Source organism: Streptomyces sp. NPDC055287 (assembly GCF_053646035.1).
Genome location: NZ_JBSHNE010000040.1, coordinates 30,919 through 47,373, shown reverse-complemented (window position 1 = coordinate 47,373; position 16,455 = coordinate 30,919). Strand labels below are relative to the sequence as shown.

General features: G+C 71.9%; 13 protein-coding genes. 7 read left to right on the top strand and 6 right to left on the bottom strand.

The annotated features are described in order from the left end of the window. Positions 1–122: 122 nt before the first annotated feature. The 4 genes from ACWIHY_RS34060 to yczE form a co-directional block, all read right to left on the bottom strand. On the bottom strand, positions 123–497 hold the full coding sequence (locus ACWIHY_RS34060; RefSeq protein ID WP_454380258.1) for an RNA polymerase-binding protein RbpA: 375 nt from the start codon (positions 495–497) through the stop codon (positions 123–125). Positions 498–765: 268 nt separating this feature from the next. Beyond that, positions 766–2,124, bottom strand: coding sequence for an MFS transporter (locus tag ACWIHY_RS34055; RefSeq protein WP_454380262.1), 1,359 nt, complete (start codon positions 2,122–2,124; stop codon positions 766–768). A gap of 93 nt (positions 2,125–2,217) precedes the next feature. After that, on the bottom strand, positions 2,218–2,982 hold the full coding sequence (locus ACWIHY_RS34050) for a glycerophosphodiester phosphodiesterase (RefSeq protein ID WP_454380256.1): 765 nt from the start codon (positions 2,980–2,982) through the stop codon (positions 2,218–2,220). Beyond that, positions 2,979–3,626 (bottom strand): membrane protein YczE, encoded by a 648-nt coding sequence (gene yczE, locus ACWIHY_RS34045; RefSeq protein ID WP_454380255.1) that lies wholly within the window; start codon positions 3,624–3,626, stop codon positions 2,979–2,981. The genes ACWIHY_RS34050 and yczE overlap by 4 nt, the downstream gene beginning before the upstream one ends. Before the next feature lie 110 nt (positions 3,627–3,736). Between yczE and ACWIHY_RS34040 the strand changes: the two genes are divergently transcribed. Then, complete coding sequence (locus tag ACWIHY_RS34040) at positions 3,737–5,236, top strand: SCO1417 family MocR-like transcription factor (protein ID WP_454380253.1); 1,500 nt, start codon at positions 3,737–3,739, stop codon at positions 5,234–5,236. Between the two features lie 24 nt (positions 5,237–5,260). Here the strand turns inward: ACWIHY_RS34040 and ACWIHY_RS34035 are convergent, their stop codons facing one another. Both ACWIHY_RS34035 and ACWIHY_RS34030 read right to left on the bottom strand, forming a co-directional pair. Continuing rightward, on the bottom strand, positions 5,261–6,859 hold the full coding sequence (locus ACWIHY_RS34035; protein ID WP_454380251.1) for a hypothetical protein: 1,599 nt from the start codon (positions 6,857–6,859) through the stop codon (positions 5,261–5,263). 37 nt (positions 6,860–6,896) lie between these two features. Beyond that, entirely contained in the window at positions 6,897–7,091 is a 195-nt protein-coding gene (locus tag ACWIHY_RS34030; protein WP_028814016.1) for a hypothetical protein, read from the bottom strand. 260 nt (positions 7,092–7,351) lie between these two features. Between ACWIHY_RS34030 and ACWIHY_RS34025 the strand changes: the two genes are divergently transcribed. The 6 genes from ACWIHY_RS34025 to ACWIHY_RS34000 all read left to right on the top strand — a co-directional run bounded on the left by ACWIHY_RS34025 (position 7,352) and on the right by ACWIHY_RS34000 (position 16,449). Beyond that, positions 7,352–7,744 (top strand): ankyrin repeat domain-containing protein, encoded by a 393-nt coding sequence (locus ACWIHY_RS34025; RefSeq protein ID WP_454380249.1) that lies wholly within the window; start codon positions 7,352–7,354, stop codon positions 7,742–7,744. Positions 7,745–8,004: 260 nt separating this feature from the next. Next, on the top strand, positions 8,005–9,423 hold the full coding sequence (locus tag ACWIHY_RS34020) for a HEAT repeat domain-containing protein (protein WP_454380247.1): 1,419 nt from the start codon (positions 8,005–8,007) through the stop codon (positions 9,421–9,423). A 129-nt stretch (positions 9,424–9,552) separates the two neighbouring features. Next, positions 9,553–10,746, top strand: a complete 1,194-nt coding sequence (locus ACWIHY_RS34015; RefSeq protein ID WP_454380245.1) for a glycosyltransferase family 4 protein — start codon at positions 9,553–9,555, stop codon at positions 10,744–10,746. Continuing rightward, positions 10,743–11,912: a glycosyltransferase gene (locus ACWIHY_RS34010; protein WP_454380243.1), complete on the top strand. Its 1,170-nt coding sequence runs from the start codon at positions 10,743–10,745 to the stop codon at positions 11,910–11,912. The genes ACWIHY_RS34015 and ACWIHY_RS34010 overlap by 4 nt, the downstream gene beginning before the upstream one ends. Then, positions 11,909–12,844: an SGNH/GDSL hydrolase family protein gene (locus ACWIHY_RS34005; RefSeq protein WP_454380241.1), complete on the top strand. Its 936-nt coding sequence runs from the start codon at positions 11,909–11,911 to the stop codon at positions 12,842–12,844. Before ACWIHY_RS34010 ends, ACWIHY_RS34005 begins: the two co-directional genes overlap by 4 nt. Continuing rightward, positions 12,841–16,449: a hydantoinase B/oxoprolinase family protein gene (locus ACWIHY_RS34000; protein WP_454380239.1), complete on the top strand. Its 3,609-nt coding sequence runs from the start codon at positions 12,841–12,843 to the stop codon at positions 16,447–16,449. The genes ACWIHY_RS34005 and ACWIHY_RS34000 overlap by 4 nt, the downstream gene beginning before the upstream one ends. Positions 16,450–16,455 lie beyond the last annotated feature (6 nt).

Below are 16,455 nucleotides of genomic sequence, written 5' to 3'. Positions count from 1 at the left end.
CGGGGGGGTGTGCCCCCCCCGGGGCAGCACACCCCCGGGGGGGGTGTGACACAGACTCGCTGTGTCACACCCCCGCGGCTCTTGCCGTAGTGCTGACTGCCGTCAGGCGCAACGCCGGGGCGTTACGCGGACTTGCGGCTGTCCCGCGGATGCACGGCAATGTTCATGGCGCCGGATCGCAGTACCGCAAGCCTTTCGGCCAGGACCTCTTCGAGCTCCTCGCGGGTGCGCCTTTCCATGAGCATGTCCCAGTGCGTACGCGCGGGCTTGCCCTTCTTCTCCTCAGGCCCGTCGCCGTTTACCAGGAGTGCCGTGGCGCCGCACGCCTTGCACTCCCACTCCGGCGGAATTTCGGCCTCTACCGAGAACGGCATCTCAAATCGATGTCCGTTCGGGCATGCGTACTCCACCGCCTGGCGCGGGGCCAGATCGATGCCGCGGTCGGTCTCGTAGCTTGTAACCACGAGTCGCGTGCCGCGGAGAGCTCGCTCACTCATGAATCGTGCCTCCCGGGCTTGTCGCCCACAGGACAGGTGTCGCTGTCGTCGTCATCCGGTCAACGTCCGGTCGGCGGTAAAGATTCCCGTTGCGGGTCATGCGTCGCCCGTCGTGCCGCTGCTTTTCCCAAAAAGTTGGGTACCCACCAGTGCCCGGTTTGTCACTTCTGGCAGCAGATGTCACCCAGCGTTGTCGATATCCGAGCGCGCAGTAACGGTCCGCCTGGCAGGCCAAAGGCGTACACTACCGGCCTTTCACTTCACGTGTCTAAATTCGCTCCGGCACGGGGTTTCCGGCCGCCTCCACAGCCTGCCGTACGGGCACCCGTACGAGCAGCACGAATCCCAGCGCGAAGAAGGCCACGAGCGAGATGATCGCGTCCCGGTAACTGCCGGTCAGCTGGTACGCGAGCCCGAAAACCAGAGGGCCCAGCCAGCTCATGCCCCGGTCGCTCATCTCGTAGACCGAGAAGTACTCCGCCTCCTTGCCGCGCGGCACCAGATGGGAGAAGAGGGAGCGGGACAGCGCCTGGCTGCCGCCGAGAACCAGGCCGATCCCCGCGGCCAGGGCGTAGAACCAGACAGGTTCCCCGGCCGGCAGGAAGTAGCCCGCGCCGATCGTCACCGTCCAGGCGGCGAGCGAGCCGAGGATGGTGCGTTTGGCGCCGAACCGCTGGGCCAGCCGGCCCATGCCGAGCGCCCCGGCCACCGCGAGCACCTGGACCAGCAGGATGGCCGTGATGAGCGTCGTCTGGTCGAGGTCCAGCTCCTCGGATCCGTAGATCGACGCCTGGGAGATCACCGTCTGGACGCCGTCGTTGTAGACCAGATAGGCCAGCAGGAAGGACAGCGTCAGCGGATAGCGGCGCATGTCCTTCACCGTGGCGACCAGTTGACGCCACCCCGCGCCGACTCTGCCCGGGCCGTGGTCGGCGCCTTCGCCGCTCGTCGCCGCTTTCCTGTCGCGGAGCCGGCGCAGTGGTATGAGCGTGAAGGCGCCCCACCAGAGGCCCGCCGAGGCCAGACAGATCCGAACGGCCGCGGACTCCGAGATTCCGAAGCTCTCGTGGCCGGAGTACAGGACGAGGTTGAGGACGAGGACGAAGGCGCCGGACGTGTAGCCGAAGGCCCAGCCGCGCGAGGAGACCCTGTCGCGCTCGTGCGGCTCCGCGATCTGGGGGAGATACGCGTTGTAGAGCACCATCGCGACGGACTGGGCGGCGTTGGCGACGATCAGCAGGAACGCGCCCAGCAGGTAGCGGTCCCCGTCCAGGAAGAACATGGCGGCCGTCGCGCCGGCCCCGACGTACGCGGCGGCCGCGAGCAGTGGCTTCTTGCGGCCCGTACGGTCCGCGACCGCGCCCACGAGGGGCATGACGAGGACGGCCACCACGACGGACACGGAGACGGCGTACGCGAACACCGAGCCCGCCCGCACCGGGACGCCCAGGGGGTGCACGAAGCCGTCCGCGTCCGCGGCGGCCTTCGCGACCGCCGTCAGGTACGGGCCGAGGAAGACGGTGAGCACGCTCGTCGAGTAGACGGAGCACGCGAAGTCGTAGAAGTACCAGCCACGTTGCTCGCGTTTGCGGGCTGCATGTCCGTCGGGGCCGTCCGCCTCCTGCATGCCGTCCGCACGGTCCACGGTGCCAGCGCTCACCGGGTGCCCCCTCGCTCGTCCCCGTGTGCCGTCGCGGCCACGGGGCGGACCGCGTGGGCCTCAGGCCCAGGCGCCCCGCTCGGTCAGCACCGTGCGCAACGTCTCGATGTGATCCGTCATGATGCCATCCACGCCGAGGTCGAGGAGCGCGGCCATCCGGCCCGGATCGTTGACCGTCCACACGTGGACCTGCAGGCCGAGGGCGTGCGCCGTGCGTACGAAGCGGTGATCGACGACCATAATGCCGCTCTGCGTCTCGGGAACCTGGGCGCACACGGCGCTGCGCCTGACCGTGGCGGGCAGCGAGCGCGCGCGCAGCCACAGCCCCAGGACGCCGGTCGTGCCGAAGGAGGTGGCGAGACGGGGGCCCGCCAGGCGCTGCGCCCTGGACACGCGGTTCTCGTTGAACGACCCGACGCACACCCGGTCCCACGCGCCGGTCCTGCGGATCAGGTCGACCAGCGGCGCGAGAGCGGCCTCGGCCTTGATGTCGACGTTCCAGCGCGCGTCGGGAAACTCATCCAGCAGTTCCTCGAAGAGAGGCAGCGGCTCTTTCCCTGCCACACGTGCACGGCTGACGGCGTTCCAGGGAAGCGCCGAAATCCTGCCCCGCCCGTCCGTCACCCGGTCGAGCGTCGCGTCGTGGAAGGCGACGAGACGGCCGTCCGCCGTGGCGTGCACATCGGTCTCGAAGTAGCGGTATCCGGCCGCCTCGGCGCGCCGGAACGCCGCCGCGGTGTTCTCAAGACCGTCGGCCGCCCCGCCGCGATGGGCGAAGGCGAGCGGCGCGGGGTGGTCCAGATAGGGATGGCGTACGCGGTTCACCGGGGAATTATCGCGCCTTCCGGTGTACCGGCGGCGACGACCGTGCTGCGGGCGTCCGGCGCGGGGACGGCGAAGACCCGCAGGAAGAACTGGGCGAGCGGTCCGATGGCGAGGGCGTAGACGACGGTGCCGGCGCCCAGCGAGCCGCCCAGGGCGAAACCGGTGGCGACGACGAGCACCTCGATGGCGGTGCGTACGAGCCGGACGGAGCGTCCGGTGACGCGGTGCAGCCCGGTCATCAGCCCGTCGCGCGGACCGGGACCGAAGCGGGCGGCGATGTACAGGCCGGTCGCCACACCGTTGAGCACGATGCCGAGGACCATCACGGGGATCTGGGCCGCCAGTCCGTGCACGTCCGGTACGAGGGCGAGCGTGCCGTCCATCGCGACGCCGATCACCACGACGTTGGAGACGGTGCCGAGCCCCGGGCGCTGCCGCATCGGGATCCACAGCAGCAGGACGGCGGCGCCGACGACGATCGAGACCACGCCGATCGTCAGCCCCGTCTTCTCTGCGAGGCCCTGATGGAGCACTCCCCAGGGTTCGAGGCCGAGGCCCGCTCGGACCAGGATCGCCGAACTCACTCCGTACAGCGCGAGACCGACGTACAGCTGCGACAGCCGACGGGCGAGTTCCCTGGACAAGTGGTGCTCCCTGGATAGAGGTAGTGGCGGGAGTGGACCGCCACATGACACTCTGTGGCTTGGCAGGAGATGCCATCCATGGCCAATTCGAGTTAGGTGGACTGCAAATTATGGCGCAGTGGACTTCAGCGGTCGGCGCGGCCCAGCTCGCCAGGCAACTCAACGCCCAGCAGACCCGCCCGCAGGGTCCCGGTACGCGCAAGCCGCCGGCCTACCGCGCCCTCGCCGACGGCATAAGGCTGCTGGTCCTCGAAGGGCGTGTGCCGGTCGCGGCGCGGCTGCCCGCCGAGCGTGAGCTGGCGGTGGCTCTGGCCGTCAGCCGTACCACCGTGGCAGCCGCGTACGAGGCCCTTCGGGCGGAGGGCTTCCTGGAGTCGCGCAGGGGAGCCGGCAGCTGGACCGCCGTCCCCGCCGGCAACCCGCTGCCCGCGCGCGGCCTGGAGCCCCTGCCGCCCGAGTCCCTCGGCTCCGTGATCGACCTCGGCTGCGCCTCGCTGCCCGCGCCCGAGCCGTGGCTCACCCGCGCCGTACAAGGCGCGCTTGAGGAGCTGCCGCCGTACGCGCACACGCACGGCGACTACCCGGCGGGCCTGCCCGCGCTGCGTCAGATGCTCGCCGACCGGTACACCCGGCGCGGCATCCCCACCATGCCCGAGCAGATCATGGTCACCACCGGCGCCATGGGCGCGATGGACGCCATCTGCCATCTCTTCGCGGGGCGCGGTGAACGGATCGCCGTCGAGTCGCCGTCGTACGCCAACATCCTTCAGCTCATGCGCGAGGCGGGCGCCCGGCTGGTGCCCGTCGCGATGGCCGAGGGGCTCACGGGCTGGGACCTGCCGCGCTGGCGGCAGGTCCTGCGCGACGCCGCACCGAGGCTCGCGTACGTCGTCGCCGACTTCCACAACCCGACCGGCGCCCTGGCCGACGAGGACCAGCGGCGTCAGCTCGTCGACGCGGCGCGCTCGGCCGGGACGGTTCTCGTCGTGGACGAGACGATGACCGAGCTGTTCCTGGACGCGGACGTCGACATGCCGCGGCCGGTCTGCGCCTTCGATCCGTCGGGCAGCACGGTCCTGACCGTGGGCTCCGCGAGCAAGGCCTTCTGGGCGGGCATGCGCATCGGCTGGGTACGGGCGGCGCCCGACGTGATCCGCAGTCTGGTGGCGGCCCGCGCGTACGCCGACCTCGGTACGCCCGTTCTCGAACAGCTCGCCGTCACCTGGCTGATGAGCACGGGCGGCTGGGAGGAGGCCGTCGAGATCCGCCGCACGCAGGCGCGGGACAACCGCGACGCACTCGTGGCGGCGCTGCGCAGGGAGCTGCCCGACTGGGAGTTCGACGTCCCGAGCGGGGGGCTGACGCTGTGGGTCCGCACCGGAGGGCTGTCGGGTTCGCGGCTCGCCGAGATGGGTGAGCGTGTCGGTGTACGGGTCCCTTCCGGGCCGCGCTTCGGGGTCGACGGCGCCTTCGAGGGCTATGTCCGGCTGCCGTTCACGGTCGGCGGCCCGGTGGCGGACGAGGCGGCGGTGCGGCTGGCCGCGGCCGCGCGGCTGGTGGAGAGCGGAGCGAGCTCCGGTTCCGAAACCCCGCGCACGTTCGTCGCCTGACGGGATCTCGGGGCCGGCCGGCGATCAGCCCTCGGCAGGCACCGGCTCCGGTTCCTGCGACGCCGGGGGCTGGATCCGGGCCTGTGCCTGGGCCTGTGCCGGGGGCTCCGTCTCCGCGGGGAGAACGCGCTCGGGAAGCAGCTCGACGACGGCCTGCCGGTGTGCCTCGCTCGTCGCGTCGTCGTACGGGTCGGGTGTCGCCGGAACCTGGAGCCGCATCACCGGACCCGTGCCGAGCCGTGCGTAACCGCGGCCGGGCGGGGTGTCGCGCGTGGGTGTCGTGTGCGGCGGCTCTCCGAGGACGAATTTGACCTGCCCGGCAACGGCCGGACCGAGCACCACGCGCGCGCGTGTGTGGGACCGTACGGTCTCGCTGAGGGCGTCCACGGCGTCGAACTGCTCCGCCACCACCACGGTCACGTTCGCCGCCCTGCCGTGCCGCAGGGGCACCTGGAGCAACTGCTGGGGATCGGTGCGCCCTTCGGCGGCCGCCAGGTGGCCGAACACGCTCGGGCGGTCCAGCAGGATCCACAGCGGTCGCCTGGTGTCCTCCGGGGCTGGGTGTCCGGCCTGCCGGGCGCGGTTCGCGGCGATCAGCCGCCGCTCGGTCTCGTGCGCCGCCCATTCCAGGCTCGCGAGCGCTCCCGGGAGGCTGCATTCGACGGCCAGTACGCCGCCGCGTCCGGAGAGGCACGCGTACTCGCCCGTTCCGCTGCCTTCCACGATCACCACATCGCCGTGCTGGAGGGCCTGCAGGGCGATCGAGCGCAGCAGGCTGCTCGTACCGCTTCCCGGCTGCCCCACGGCGAGCAGATGCGGCTCCGTGGAACGGGTCCCCGTCCGCCAGATCACGGGAGGAGCGTCGTAGGTCCTGTCGCCCTCGGTCACGGGTACGGTCCGCTGGACCGCGTCGGCGTCGGTGAAGCCCAGCACGGTCTCGCCGGGGGCGGTGACGAAGCGCTGCGCGGCGATCGAGGTGGGCAGCGGGGGCAGTACGGTCATGACGAGCTGGTTGCCCTCTTCGTCCCACTCGAAGCGGTACTCGCGGCCGCGGCCCGACTTGGCGTGCAGCAGCTGCTCGACGCGGGCCCGGGACGCGGCCTCGCCGTCCGTGAAGTACGCCGGATAGCGGACCAGGAGGCGGACGAGCCGGCCGTCGTCGAAGTCGAATTCGGGAAACGCCTTGTCCCACTCGCCGCCGTGGGCGAACAGCGGGCTGGGGTCCTCGGCCACCGAGAAGTACGGCACCAGAGCCTCGTACAGGGCGCGGAGCCGGTTCGTCTCGGCCTCGCCCGGGCCGGTCTGGGCAGGGGTGCGGTCCCGTCCTTTCCAGGCGGCCGCGGCCATCACCGTGATCAGGGCGAGCAGCGGCCCGTACGGGATGAGCGCGACCACCAGGACGACGGCCGCCGCCAGGAACAGCGCGGAACCACGCCGGTCCTTGGGTGTGCCGGCCCACTTGCTCCGGCCTGCGGCGGCCAGCTGCCGCAGACCGCGCGTGAGGGTGATCAGCGGATGGAGAACGTCGGTGGCGCTGTCGGCTGCCGTGCGCGCGATCTCGCGGCTTCGGGTGATCGAGGCACTGCCGCTGCTCAGAATGCGGGGGAGTGGAAGCCGGGCCACTTCGGTCTCCTGGTGGTGTTGAAGCGGTTACGGCAGGTCAGAACTTGATCCCGCCCAGAAGGCCGGCGAGGCTCGCGCCTCCGGCCTTGATGCTCGGTGCGATCGCTGTGCCCGCGAGGTAGAAGCCGAACAGTGCGCAGACGAGGGCGTGCGACGCCTTGAGGCCGTCTTTCCGGAAGAAGAGGAAGACGATGATGCCGAGAAGCACGACGCCTGAGATGGACAGGATCATGAGGTTCTCCTGGTTGAGGGGACAGTCACCATGAGTTCTTCCAGGCTCACAGCATGTATCTATACGGCAAAAGGTGCAAATGGGTTACTTTTCAGCTTTTTCACTGGAGTGGCCGATGAGCGTCCGGCTGCCCTGATCTTTGCCGCCGCCGGGCCGCGTCATGTCGCGGAACGGGCAGTACTCTGTCGATTCACTCGTACGGCGCTGGTGCCGTACGTACAGGTCACGGCAGTGAACGGCAGTGGAAGGCGGTCCCTCCGATGAGTGAAACCCCGGATCCCGAGGTGGTCGAACTGGCCGGCAAGGTCTTCGACCTGGCGCGTCAGGGAGAGGCCGAGGCGCTCGCCGCGTACGTCGACGCCGGCGTGCCCGCGAACCTCACCAACGACCGGGGCGACACCCTCGTGATGCTCGCCGCCTACCACGGTCACGCCGCCGCCGTCGAGGCCCTGTTGGGCCGTGGCGCCGACCCGGACCGGGCCAACGACCGGGGCCAGACGCCGCTCGCCGGCGCTGTCTTCAAGGGTGCGGAAGCGGTGGTCCGCGCGCTGGTCGCGGGAGGCGCCGACCCGGCCGCCGGAACGCCGTCCGCGGTGGACACCGCGCGCATGTTCGACAAGAAGGACCTGCTGGAGCTGTTCGGGGCCCAGTGAACGGGGCGCCGTAAATGTGGTCGCGCAGGTGAAATGACTGGGTCATCATGACGTCGGATTCACATGCACGCGGTACGGGCAGAAGTTGCCGGACCACGGGGAATGTGAGCGGGCCCGCTCCGGGCCCGGCGACGAGAGGCAGAGGAAGATGGTCTACAGCGAGCAAGAGATGACGGCGGACGCCGGCCGGACATGTTGTCGCGCGGCCTAGACAGGCACGTATCCCGGTTGCGTCGACAGCTTGATGTGAGGCTTTTCCCATGTTCGATCCAGTCATAGCGCCGAGCGGCACCTTGCTCGGCCTCCTGCAGAGGGGCCGCGGCGACGGCACGCTGCACGCGCTCGCCGCGCCCCGCCCCGAAGCGCTCGCGGCTCTGAACCACTGCGTCCTCGACGACCCCCGCAACGACTGGCAGGTCGAGAACCGCTCCCTGTACTACGCGCGCCTCTACCTGGATCTCAACGGCGGGCTCGAAGCGATCGAGCAGCACCTCTTCGACCCGGAGGACCTCGTCGACGACGACGAGGTCCGGACCGGCCTCGCCCTCGCCGTGCTGGGCCATCTCGCCTCGTACGGCAGGGACGACGCTCTCGTGCTGCTGCGGCGGTACGCCAGGACCGGCGCCAACTGGGCGTGGGCCCTCGACGAGCTCGCCCTGCGCGACGACGACGCCGGTCTGCGCGGCCTCGCCACGTCCGTCCTGGCCCGGTTCCCCGGCACCCCGGAGGGCGAGGCCGAGCTGGCCGCCGCCGTACGGGACGCCTTCGAGCCGCGGCCGTGGCGGCTCTGGTCCGAGGACCCGCGTGAAGGCATCGGTGCCCGGGTGCGGGCGGCCGGCGAACAGGGCTCGTTCCAACGCTGGCAGCGGCAGATGCGGCCGACGGGGCCACGCCCCGGCTGGAGCGTCCAGGCCGTGTTCGACTGGGCCCAGCAGGGCCTGGACCGCGGTACGCCGCTCCATGTGCCGGCCGCCAGGTGCCTGAGCGCCGTCGCGGGACCCGTGGACCGGCCCGCGATCGTCGAGGCCGCACGCGACGGTCAGGACGGCGCGCGCTGCACCGCGCTGCACTACCTCGCCGAAGCACGCGACCCCGTCGTGCTCGATCTCATCGAGGCGGCGGCGCAGAGTCCCTCCCGTACCGTCGCTGACGCCGCGGTCGCCTCCTTCGAGCGGATGTGCGGCGAAGACGCGGTGGACCGGGCCCGCGGCTGGGTGCACCGGCCCGACGCCCTCGGGGCCTCCGCGGCCGGCGTGCTCGCCTGCCGGGGAGCGGCGCAGGACGCCCCGCTCGTGCTCGGCGCGCTGCGGGAGACCGTACGGGCGGACGGGCCCGACGCGCCGCTCCTGTGGACCCTCGTTGACGGTGCCGGGCGGCTCGGCATCTGCGCCGCGGCGCCCGTACTGCGCCACGTCTACCGGGAGACGGCCTCCTCGCACCTGCGCGGCCGCGCGGCGCGCGCCCTGGCCGCCACCGACCCCTCGTTCGCCACCGGCTTCGCTGTCGAGTGCCTGTGGGACTGCGAGGAAACCACCAGGGAAGTGGCCGCGCTGCACGCCGAGACCGGCGACGCGCGCGTGGCGGAGAGACTGCGGCGGCTGGCCGCGGACCCGGCCGAGGAGGCCGAGGTCCAGACCGCTGTGCGGAGCAGGATCGGGCCGGACGCGCCCACTGTGTGAACGGGCGCCAGGGCGGCGTGAACGGCGGTGTGACGGGCACGGGGGCCAAACGCTCATAGGACGTTCCTCGCCCGGAAAGATCCAAGTCGGCCTGGACACTCATGGCGCGACGACAACACGGATATGCGTATGCGTGTCGTCATCGTCACCGAGTCCTTTCCGCCCGACGTCAACGGCGTTGCCCACTGCGCCCTGCAGACCGCCCGGCACCTGGCCGCCCGCGGTCACCAGCCGCTCGTCATAGCCCCGGCCGCGGCCGGGGCGGCCGGGGCGGGGTCCGGCCCGGGCTCCTCGTCCGGGTCCTGGTCCGGCTCCTGGTCCGGTACCTCCTTGTCCGGCTCCGACAGCGCATTGCCGTACCCCGTCGTGCGGGTGCCGTCTCTGCCGCTGCCCGGCTATCCGCAGGTCCGGGTGGCGCTGCCCAGCCGGAGGGTGGCTGCCGCGCTTACCGCCCACCGGGCCGACATCGTCCACCTGGCCGGCCCCTTCGTGCTCGGGGTGCGCGGAATGGCGGCCGCCGCGCGGCTGGGCATCCCGGCCGTCGCCGTCTACCAGACCGACCTCGCCGGATATGCCCGTACGTACATGGGCGCCGGGGAAGGCACCGCCTGGCGCCGCATACGGGCGGTACACAGCGCGGCCGACCGCACCCTCGCGCCCTCCACGGCGGCTCTGCGCGATCTGGAGGAGCACGGGATCCCCCGCGTCCGGCTGTGGGCGCGCGGGGTGGACACGGAGCGCTTCAGGCCGTCCCTGCGGGACGAGGCGCTGCGACGCGCCCTCGCACCCGGCGGGGAACTCCTCGTCGGCTACGTCGGGCGGCTGGCGCCCGAGAAGCAGGTCGAGCTGCTCGCGGGCGTGTGCGGGCTTCCGGGGGTACGGGTCGTGATCGTCGGGGACGGGCCGAGCGAGCCCTCGCTGCGGGCCGCGCTGCCCGGCGCCCTCTTCATGGGGCGCAGAACGGGTGGCGAACTCGCCCGGATCTTCGCCTCCCTGGACGTCTTCGCGCACACCGGACCGTACGAGACCTTCTGCCAGACCGTGCAGGAAGCCATGGCGAGCGGCGTTCCCGTGATCGCTCCGGCTGCGGGCGGCCCGCTCGACCTCGTCCGTCACGGGAACACCGGGCTGCTCGTCGAGCCGCGCGACGCGGCGGCCGTACGGACGGCCGTTTCAGCGCTTGCCGACGACGCGGGACTGCGCGCCGCCTATGGTCGGGCGGGCCGGGCGGACGTCGAGAGCAGGACCTGGGCCGTCGTCGGCGATCAGCTGATCGGCCACTACGCGGACGTACTGCGCGACCGGACGGCGGTGGCGGCATGAGCGGGCACGGGAACGGCGGGGCGCTGAGGATCGTACGGCTGGCCAATTTCGTCACCCCGTCGTCGGGCGGGCTGCGCACCGCCCTGCGGGAACTGGGCCGCGGATATCTGGCCGCCGGCCACGAGCCGGTGCTCGTTGTGCCGGGTGAGCACGAGAGCGACGAACTCACCCCCCAGGGCCGTGTGATCACCCTCCCGGGCGTGGTGCTGCCCGGGACCGGCGGTTACCGGGTCCTCGCGGGCCGCCGCAGGCTGCGGGGGCTTCTCGAGACGCTCGCACCCGACCGGCTGGAGGTCTCCGACCGTACGTCGCTGCGCTGGACGGGGGAGTGGGCGCGGCGCCACCGGGTGCCGTCGGTGATGGTGTCGCACGAGACGGCGGACGGGGTGCTGCGCACCTGGGGGCTGCCGGAGCCGGTCGCCGGACGCACGGCGGACCGGCTGAACGAGCGCAGCGCGTGCGCGTACTCGCGGATCGTCTGTACCACGGAGTGGGCGGAGCGCGAGTTCGTACGCATCGGCGCGCGCAATGTCGTGCGTGCTCCCCTGGGTGTCGATCTGCGCGCGTGCCGGCCGGGGCGCCGCAGTACGGCGCTGCGCGCGCGGTACGCACACGGGAACGACGTACTGCTCCTGCTGTGCTCGCGTTTGTCGGTGGAGAAGCACCCGGGAACCGCTCTGGACGCCCTTGCGGCCCTTCGCGGGAACGGCGTGCGGGCGGCACTGGCGGTCGCCGGGGACGGGCCCCTGCGGGACAGGCTGGCGCGAAGGGCGCGTACCGAGTGGCTGCCGGCCGTCTTCCTCGGACACGTGGCGGACCGCGGCGAACTGGCGGACCTTCAGGCCTCGGCGGACCTCTGCCTGGCCCCGGGGCCCGCCGAGACCTTCGGGCTGTCCGCACTCGAGGCGCTGGCCTGCGGCACTCCGGTCGTCGCCAGCGCGTCCTCCGCGCTGCCGGAGGTCGTCGGGGACGCGGGGCTGGCGGCCGCCGACTCCGGAGAGGCGTTCGCGGACGCCGTACGGCACCTGCTCGCCCGCCCCGAGGAGGTGCGCCGCACGGCGGCGAGGGCCCGCGCGGAGCTCTTCGGGTGGCCCGCGGCGGTGGAGGCGTTCCTGGCAGTGCACGATGCGAAGGCGCCCGCACGGACGCCGGAGGCGACGACATGACCCCGGAAGCCCACGCGGGCACCGGAACCGTCGCCCGGGTCTTTCCGGCCCGCGCGGTGGTTGCCCCCGCCCTCGGCCGGCCGGTGCGGTTCGCGGCGCTGGGAGACTCGCTCACCGAAGGCGTGGGCGATCCGGTGGACGGCGCATGGCGCGGCTGGGCCGCCTTGCTCGCCGAGGGGCTCGCGTCGTGCGGTGAGCCGGCGGAGTTCCGGAACTTCGCCGTGAGCGGGGCGCTCACGCACGACGTCGCCGAACGCCAGGCACCCCGAGCCCTGGCCTACGCCCCCGACATCGCGTCGGTCGTCGTCGGAGTCAACGACACCCTCCGCCGGAGCTTCGACATCCACGATGTGGCCGTCCGGCTGGCTTCGGTCTGCTCGGCGCTGACCGCGAGCGGCGCCGTACTGCTGACCGCCTGTCTGCCCGATCCCGGGACCATGCTCGGCCTGCCCGCTCCGCTCGCCCGTCCGCTGGCCCGCAGACAGCACGCCGTCAACGCCGTCGTGCACGTCCTGTCCGCGCGCTACGGAGCCGTGCACCTGCACGTCGCGCAGGGCCCCTGGGTGGCCGACAGAGGCCTCTGGAGTGCGGACAGGCTGCACCCGGGTGAGCGCGGTCACCGGCTGATCGCCGCACGCTTCCACGCGCTGCTCGCCACCCGGGGGCTCGCGAACGGCGCCCCGCCGGGGCACGAACCCGAGCAGCCCCCGCCCACCCGTGCGGCCGCTCTCCTGTGGCTCCTGACGGCGGGTACCGGATGGCTGGCGCGCCGCTCCACCGACCTCCTGCCGCAACTCCTGGGCCTGGCCGCGGCGGAGGTACGGCACGGCGCACGCGGGACCGGCGCACGGCTCGATCTGCGCGCCTCGCAGGCGCTCTCGGCCGCGCTCGCCGCCGTATCGGCACCGCCGCTTGCCAGAATGGGGGAATGAGCGGGCGCTGGGATTTCTGGATCGACCGTGGCGGCACCTTCACCGACGTGGTGGGCCGGCGGCCCGACGGGCGGCTCGTCACCCGCAAGCTGCTCTCGCACAACCCGGAGCGCTACCGGGACGCGGCCGTCGCCGGGATCCGGCTGACACTGGAGCTCGGGCCCGACGATCCGGTCCCGGCCGACCGCATCGGCACCGTCAAGATGGGTACGACGGTCGCCACCAACGCGCTCCTGGAACGGCGCGGAGAGCCGACCGTACTGGTCATCACCGAAGGCTTCAGGGACGCACTGCGCATCGCCTACCAGAACCGCCCCCGGCTCTTCGACCGCCACATCGTCCTGCCCGAGGCGGTGTACGAGCACGTCGTCGAGGTCCCGGAACGGATCGACGCGCACGGCGCGACCGTACGGCCGCTCGACCTCGCGGCCGTAACCGCGCAACTGCGCACCGCGCGGGAGGACGGTTTCCGCAGTGCCGCTGTCGTGCTGATGCACGGCTACCGCCACCCGGCGCACGAGTCCGCTGTCGCCGCCGCCGCACGTGAACTCGGATTCACGCAGGTGAGCTGCTCGCACGAGGTCAGTCCGCTGATCAAGCTGGTGCCGCGCGGCGACACGACGGTCGTGGACGCGTACCTCTCGCCCATCCTGCGCCGGTACGTCGACGAGGTCGCAGGGGAACTGCGAGGCGTCCGCCTGATGTTCATGCAGTCCAACGGCGGACTGCGCGAGGCGGCACACTTCCGCGGCAAGGACGCCGTGCTCTCGGGCCCGGCGGGCGGCGTCGTCGGAATGGCCCGTACCTCGGAACAGGCGGGATTCGAGCGCGTCATCGGCTTCGACATGGGCGGCACATCCACCGATGTGTCGCACTACGCCGGCGCGTTCGAAAGGGACTTGGGCACTCAGGTGGCGGGCGTACGCATGCGCGCTCCGATGATGAACATCCACACGGTCGCGGCGGGCGGCGGCTCCGTGCTGCACTTCGACGGCCGGCGCTACCGGGTCGGCCCCGACTCGGCGGGAGCCGTTCCCGGGCCCGCCTGCTACCGGCGCGGTGGCCCCCTCACGGTCACCGACGCCAATGTGATGCTCGGACGCGTCCAGCCGGACCACTTCCCCGCCGTCTTCGGACCGCACGGTGACCAGCCCCTGGACGCCGGGACGGTGCACAGCGGGTTCGCGCGGCTCGCGGAGGACGTCGCCGGGGCGACGGGGGTACGGCGCAGCCCCGAGGAGGTCGCGTCGGGCTTCCTCGACATCGCTGTGCTCAACATGGCCAACGCCGTCAAGAAGATCTCCGTGCAGCGCGGTCACGACATCACCCGGTACGCCCTCACCAGCTTCGGTGGTGCCGGCGGACAGCACGCGTGCGCAGTGGCCGACGCCCTGGGCGTCAACACCGTGGTCGTCCCGCCGCTGGCCGGTGTGCTCTCGGCGTACGGCATGGGGCTGGCCGACGCCACCGCCATGCGCGAGCAGTCCGTCGAGGCGGAACTCGACGAGGAGGCGCTCGCGCACGTACGGGAACTCTGTGACCGGCTGGCCGGACGCACCCGCGAGGAACTGCGCGCCGACGGCAGCGCTGACGTGGCGATCAGCACGCACGCGCGCGTGCTGATCCGCTACGCCGGTACGGACGCGAGCCTGCCCGTGGCCCTCGGCGGCGTCCAGGACATGACCGCGGCCTTCGAGGCCGACCACCGTGCGAGGTACGCCTTCCTCATGGACAAGCCGCTGGTGGTCGAAGCGGTCTCGGTCGAGGCGGTCGGCGCGGCCGGACGTGATGTTCCCGGGAACGTCACGCAAGGGCGCCCGCGCACGGGAGCGTTGACGCCCCGTGCGACGGTACGGATGTTCACCGAGGGGCGGCGGCAGGACACCCCGCTGTACCGGCGCGACGACCTGCGGCCCACGGACACCGTCGAAGGACCGGCAGTCATCGCCGAGGACGACGCCACGACCGTGGTCGACCCCGGCTGGCAGGCGGCCGCCGGGGAACGCGGGCATCTGCTGCTCACGCGCGTGCGCCCGCGTCCCGGCAGAACGGCGGTCGGTACGGACGTGGACCCTGTCATGCTGGAGGTGTTCAACAACCTGTTCATGGCCATCGCCGAGCAGATGGGCGTACGCCTCGAGAACACCGCCCACTCCGTCAACATCAAGGAGCGGCTGGACTTCTCCTGCGCGCTCTTCGACGCGCACGGCAATCTGATCGCGAACGCCCCGCACATTCCCGTACACCTCGGTTCGATGGGGGAGTCCATCAAGGAGGTGCTGCGGCGCAACGAGGGTGCCATGCGCCCCGGCGACGTGTATGCCATCAACGACCCGTACCACGGCGGTACGCACCTGCCGGACATCACCGTGGTGACACCCGTGTTCGACGTCGACGGGGGGCCGTTGCGCTTCCTGGTGGCTTCGCGCGGGCACCATGCCGAGATCGGCGGCATCACCCCCGGCTCGATGCCCGCCTTCAGCCGGACCGTGCACGAAGAGGGCGTTCTCTTCGACAACTGGCTTCTCGTGCGGGACGGCAGGCTGCGCGAGGACGAGACGCGCGCACTGCTGGGCACCGCCGCCCATCCGTCGCGCGACCCGGACACCAACCTCGCCGACCTGCGCGCGCAGATCGCCGCGAACGAGAAGGGCATCGCCGAACTGCGGCGCATGGTCGATCAGTTCGGACTGGACGTGGTCCAGGCGTACATGCGGCACGTCCAGGACAACGCCGAGGAATCCGTGCGCCGTATCGTCGCCGGGCTGCGGGACGGCGAGTACCGCTACGAGACGGACAGCGGAGCCGTGATCCAGGTCGCCCTGCGGGTGGATCGTGAGGCCCGAAGCGCGGTGCTGGACTTCACCGGCACGGCCCCCCAGCAGGCGGGGAACTTCAACGCCCCCAAGTCGGTGGTCATGGCGGCCGTTCTGTACGTCTTCAGGACGCTCGTCACCGACGAGATCCCGCTCAACAGCGGCTGCCTGAAACCACTGGAGGTGCGGGTCCCTGACGGCTCGATGCTCGCGCCCGTCCACCCGGCGGCAACGGTGGCGGGCAACGTCGAGACTTCGCAGGCGGTGACGGGTGCGTTGTACGCCGCGCTCGGCGTCCAGGCCGAAGGCTCCGGAACCATGAACAACGTCACCTTCGGCAACGACCGCGTGCAGTACTACGAGACCGTGGCGAGCGGCTCGGGGGCGGGCGACGGATTCGAGGGGGCCGACGCGGTGCAGACCCACATGACCAACTCGCGCCTCACCGACCCCGAGGTGCTGGAGTGGCGCTACCCGGTGCGCCTGGAGAGCTTCTCCGTACGCGAGGGCAGCGCGGGAGAGGGCCGGTGGCGGGGCGGCTGCGGGGCCGTGCGCAGAATCCGGTTCCTCGAACCGATGACGGTGGCGCTGCTCTCCGGCCACCGCCGCGTCCCGCCGTACGGCATGGCGGGCGGCGGCCCGGGAGCGACCGGCCGCAACCTCGTCGAGCGTGCCGACGGTACGGTCACACCCCTGGAAGGCTGCGACACGGCCGAGGCCGGCCCCGGGGACGTCCTGGAGATCCGGACGCCTGGCGGGGGCGGATACGGCGTCCCGGACGGCTCCTGAGCTCGC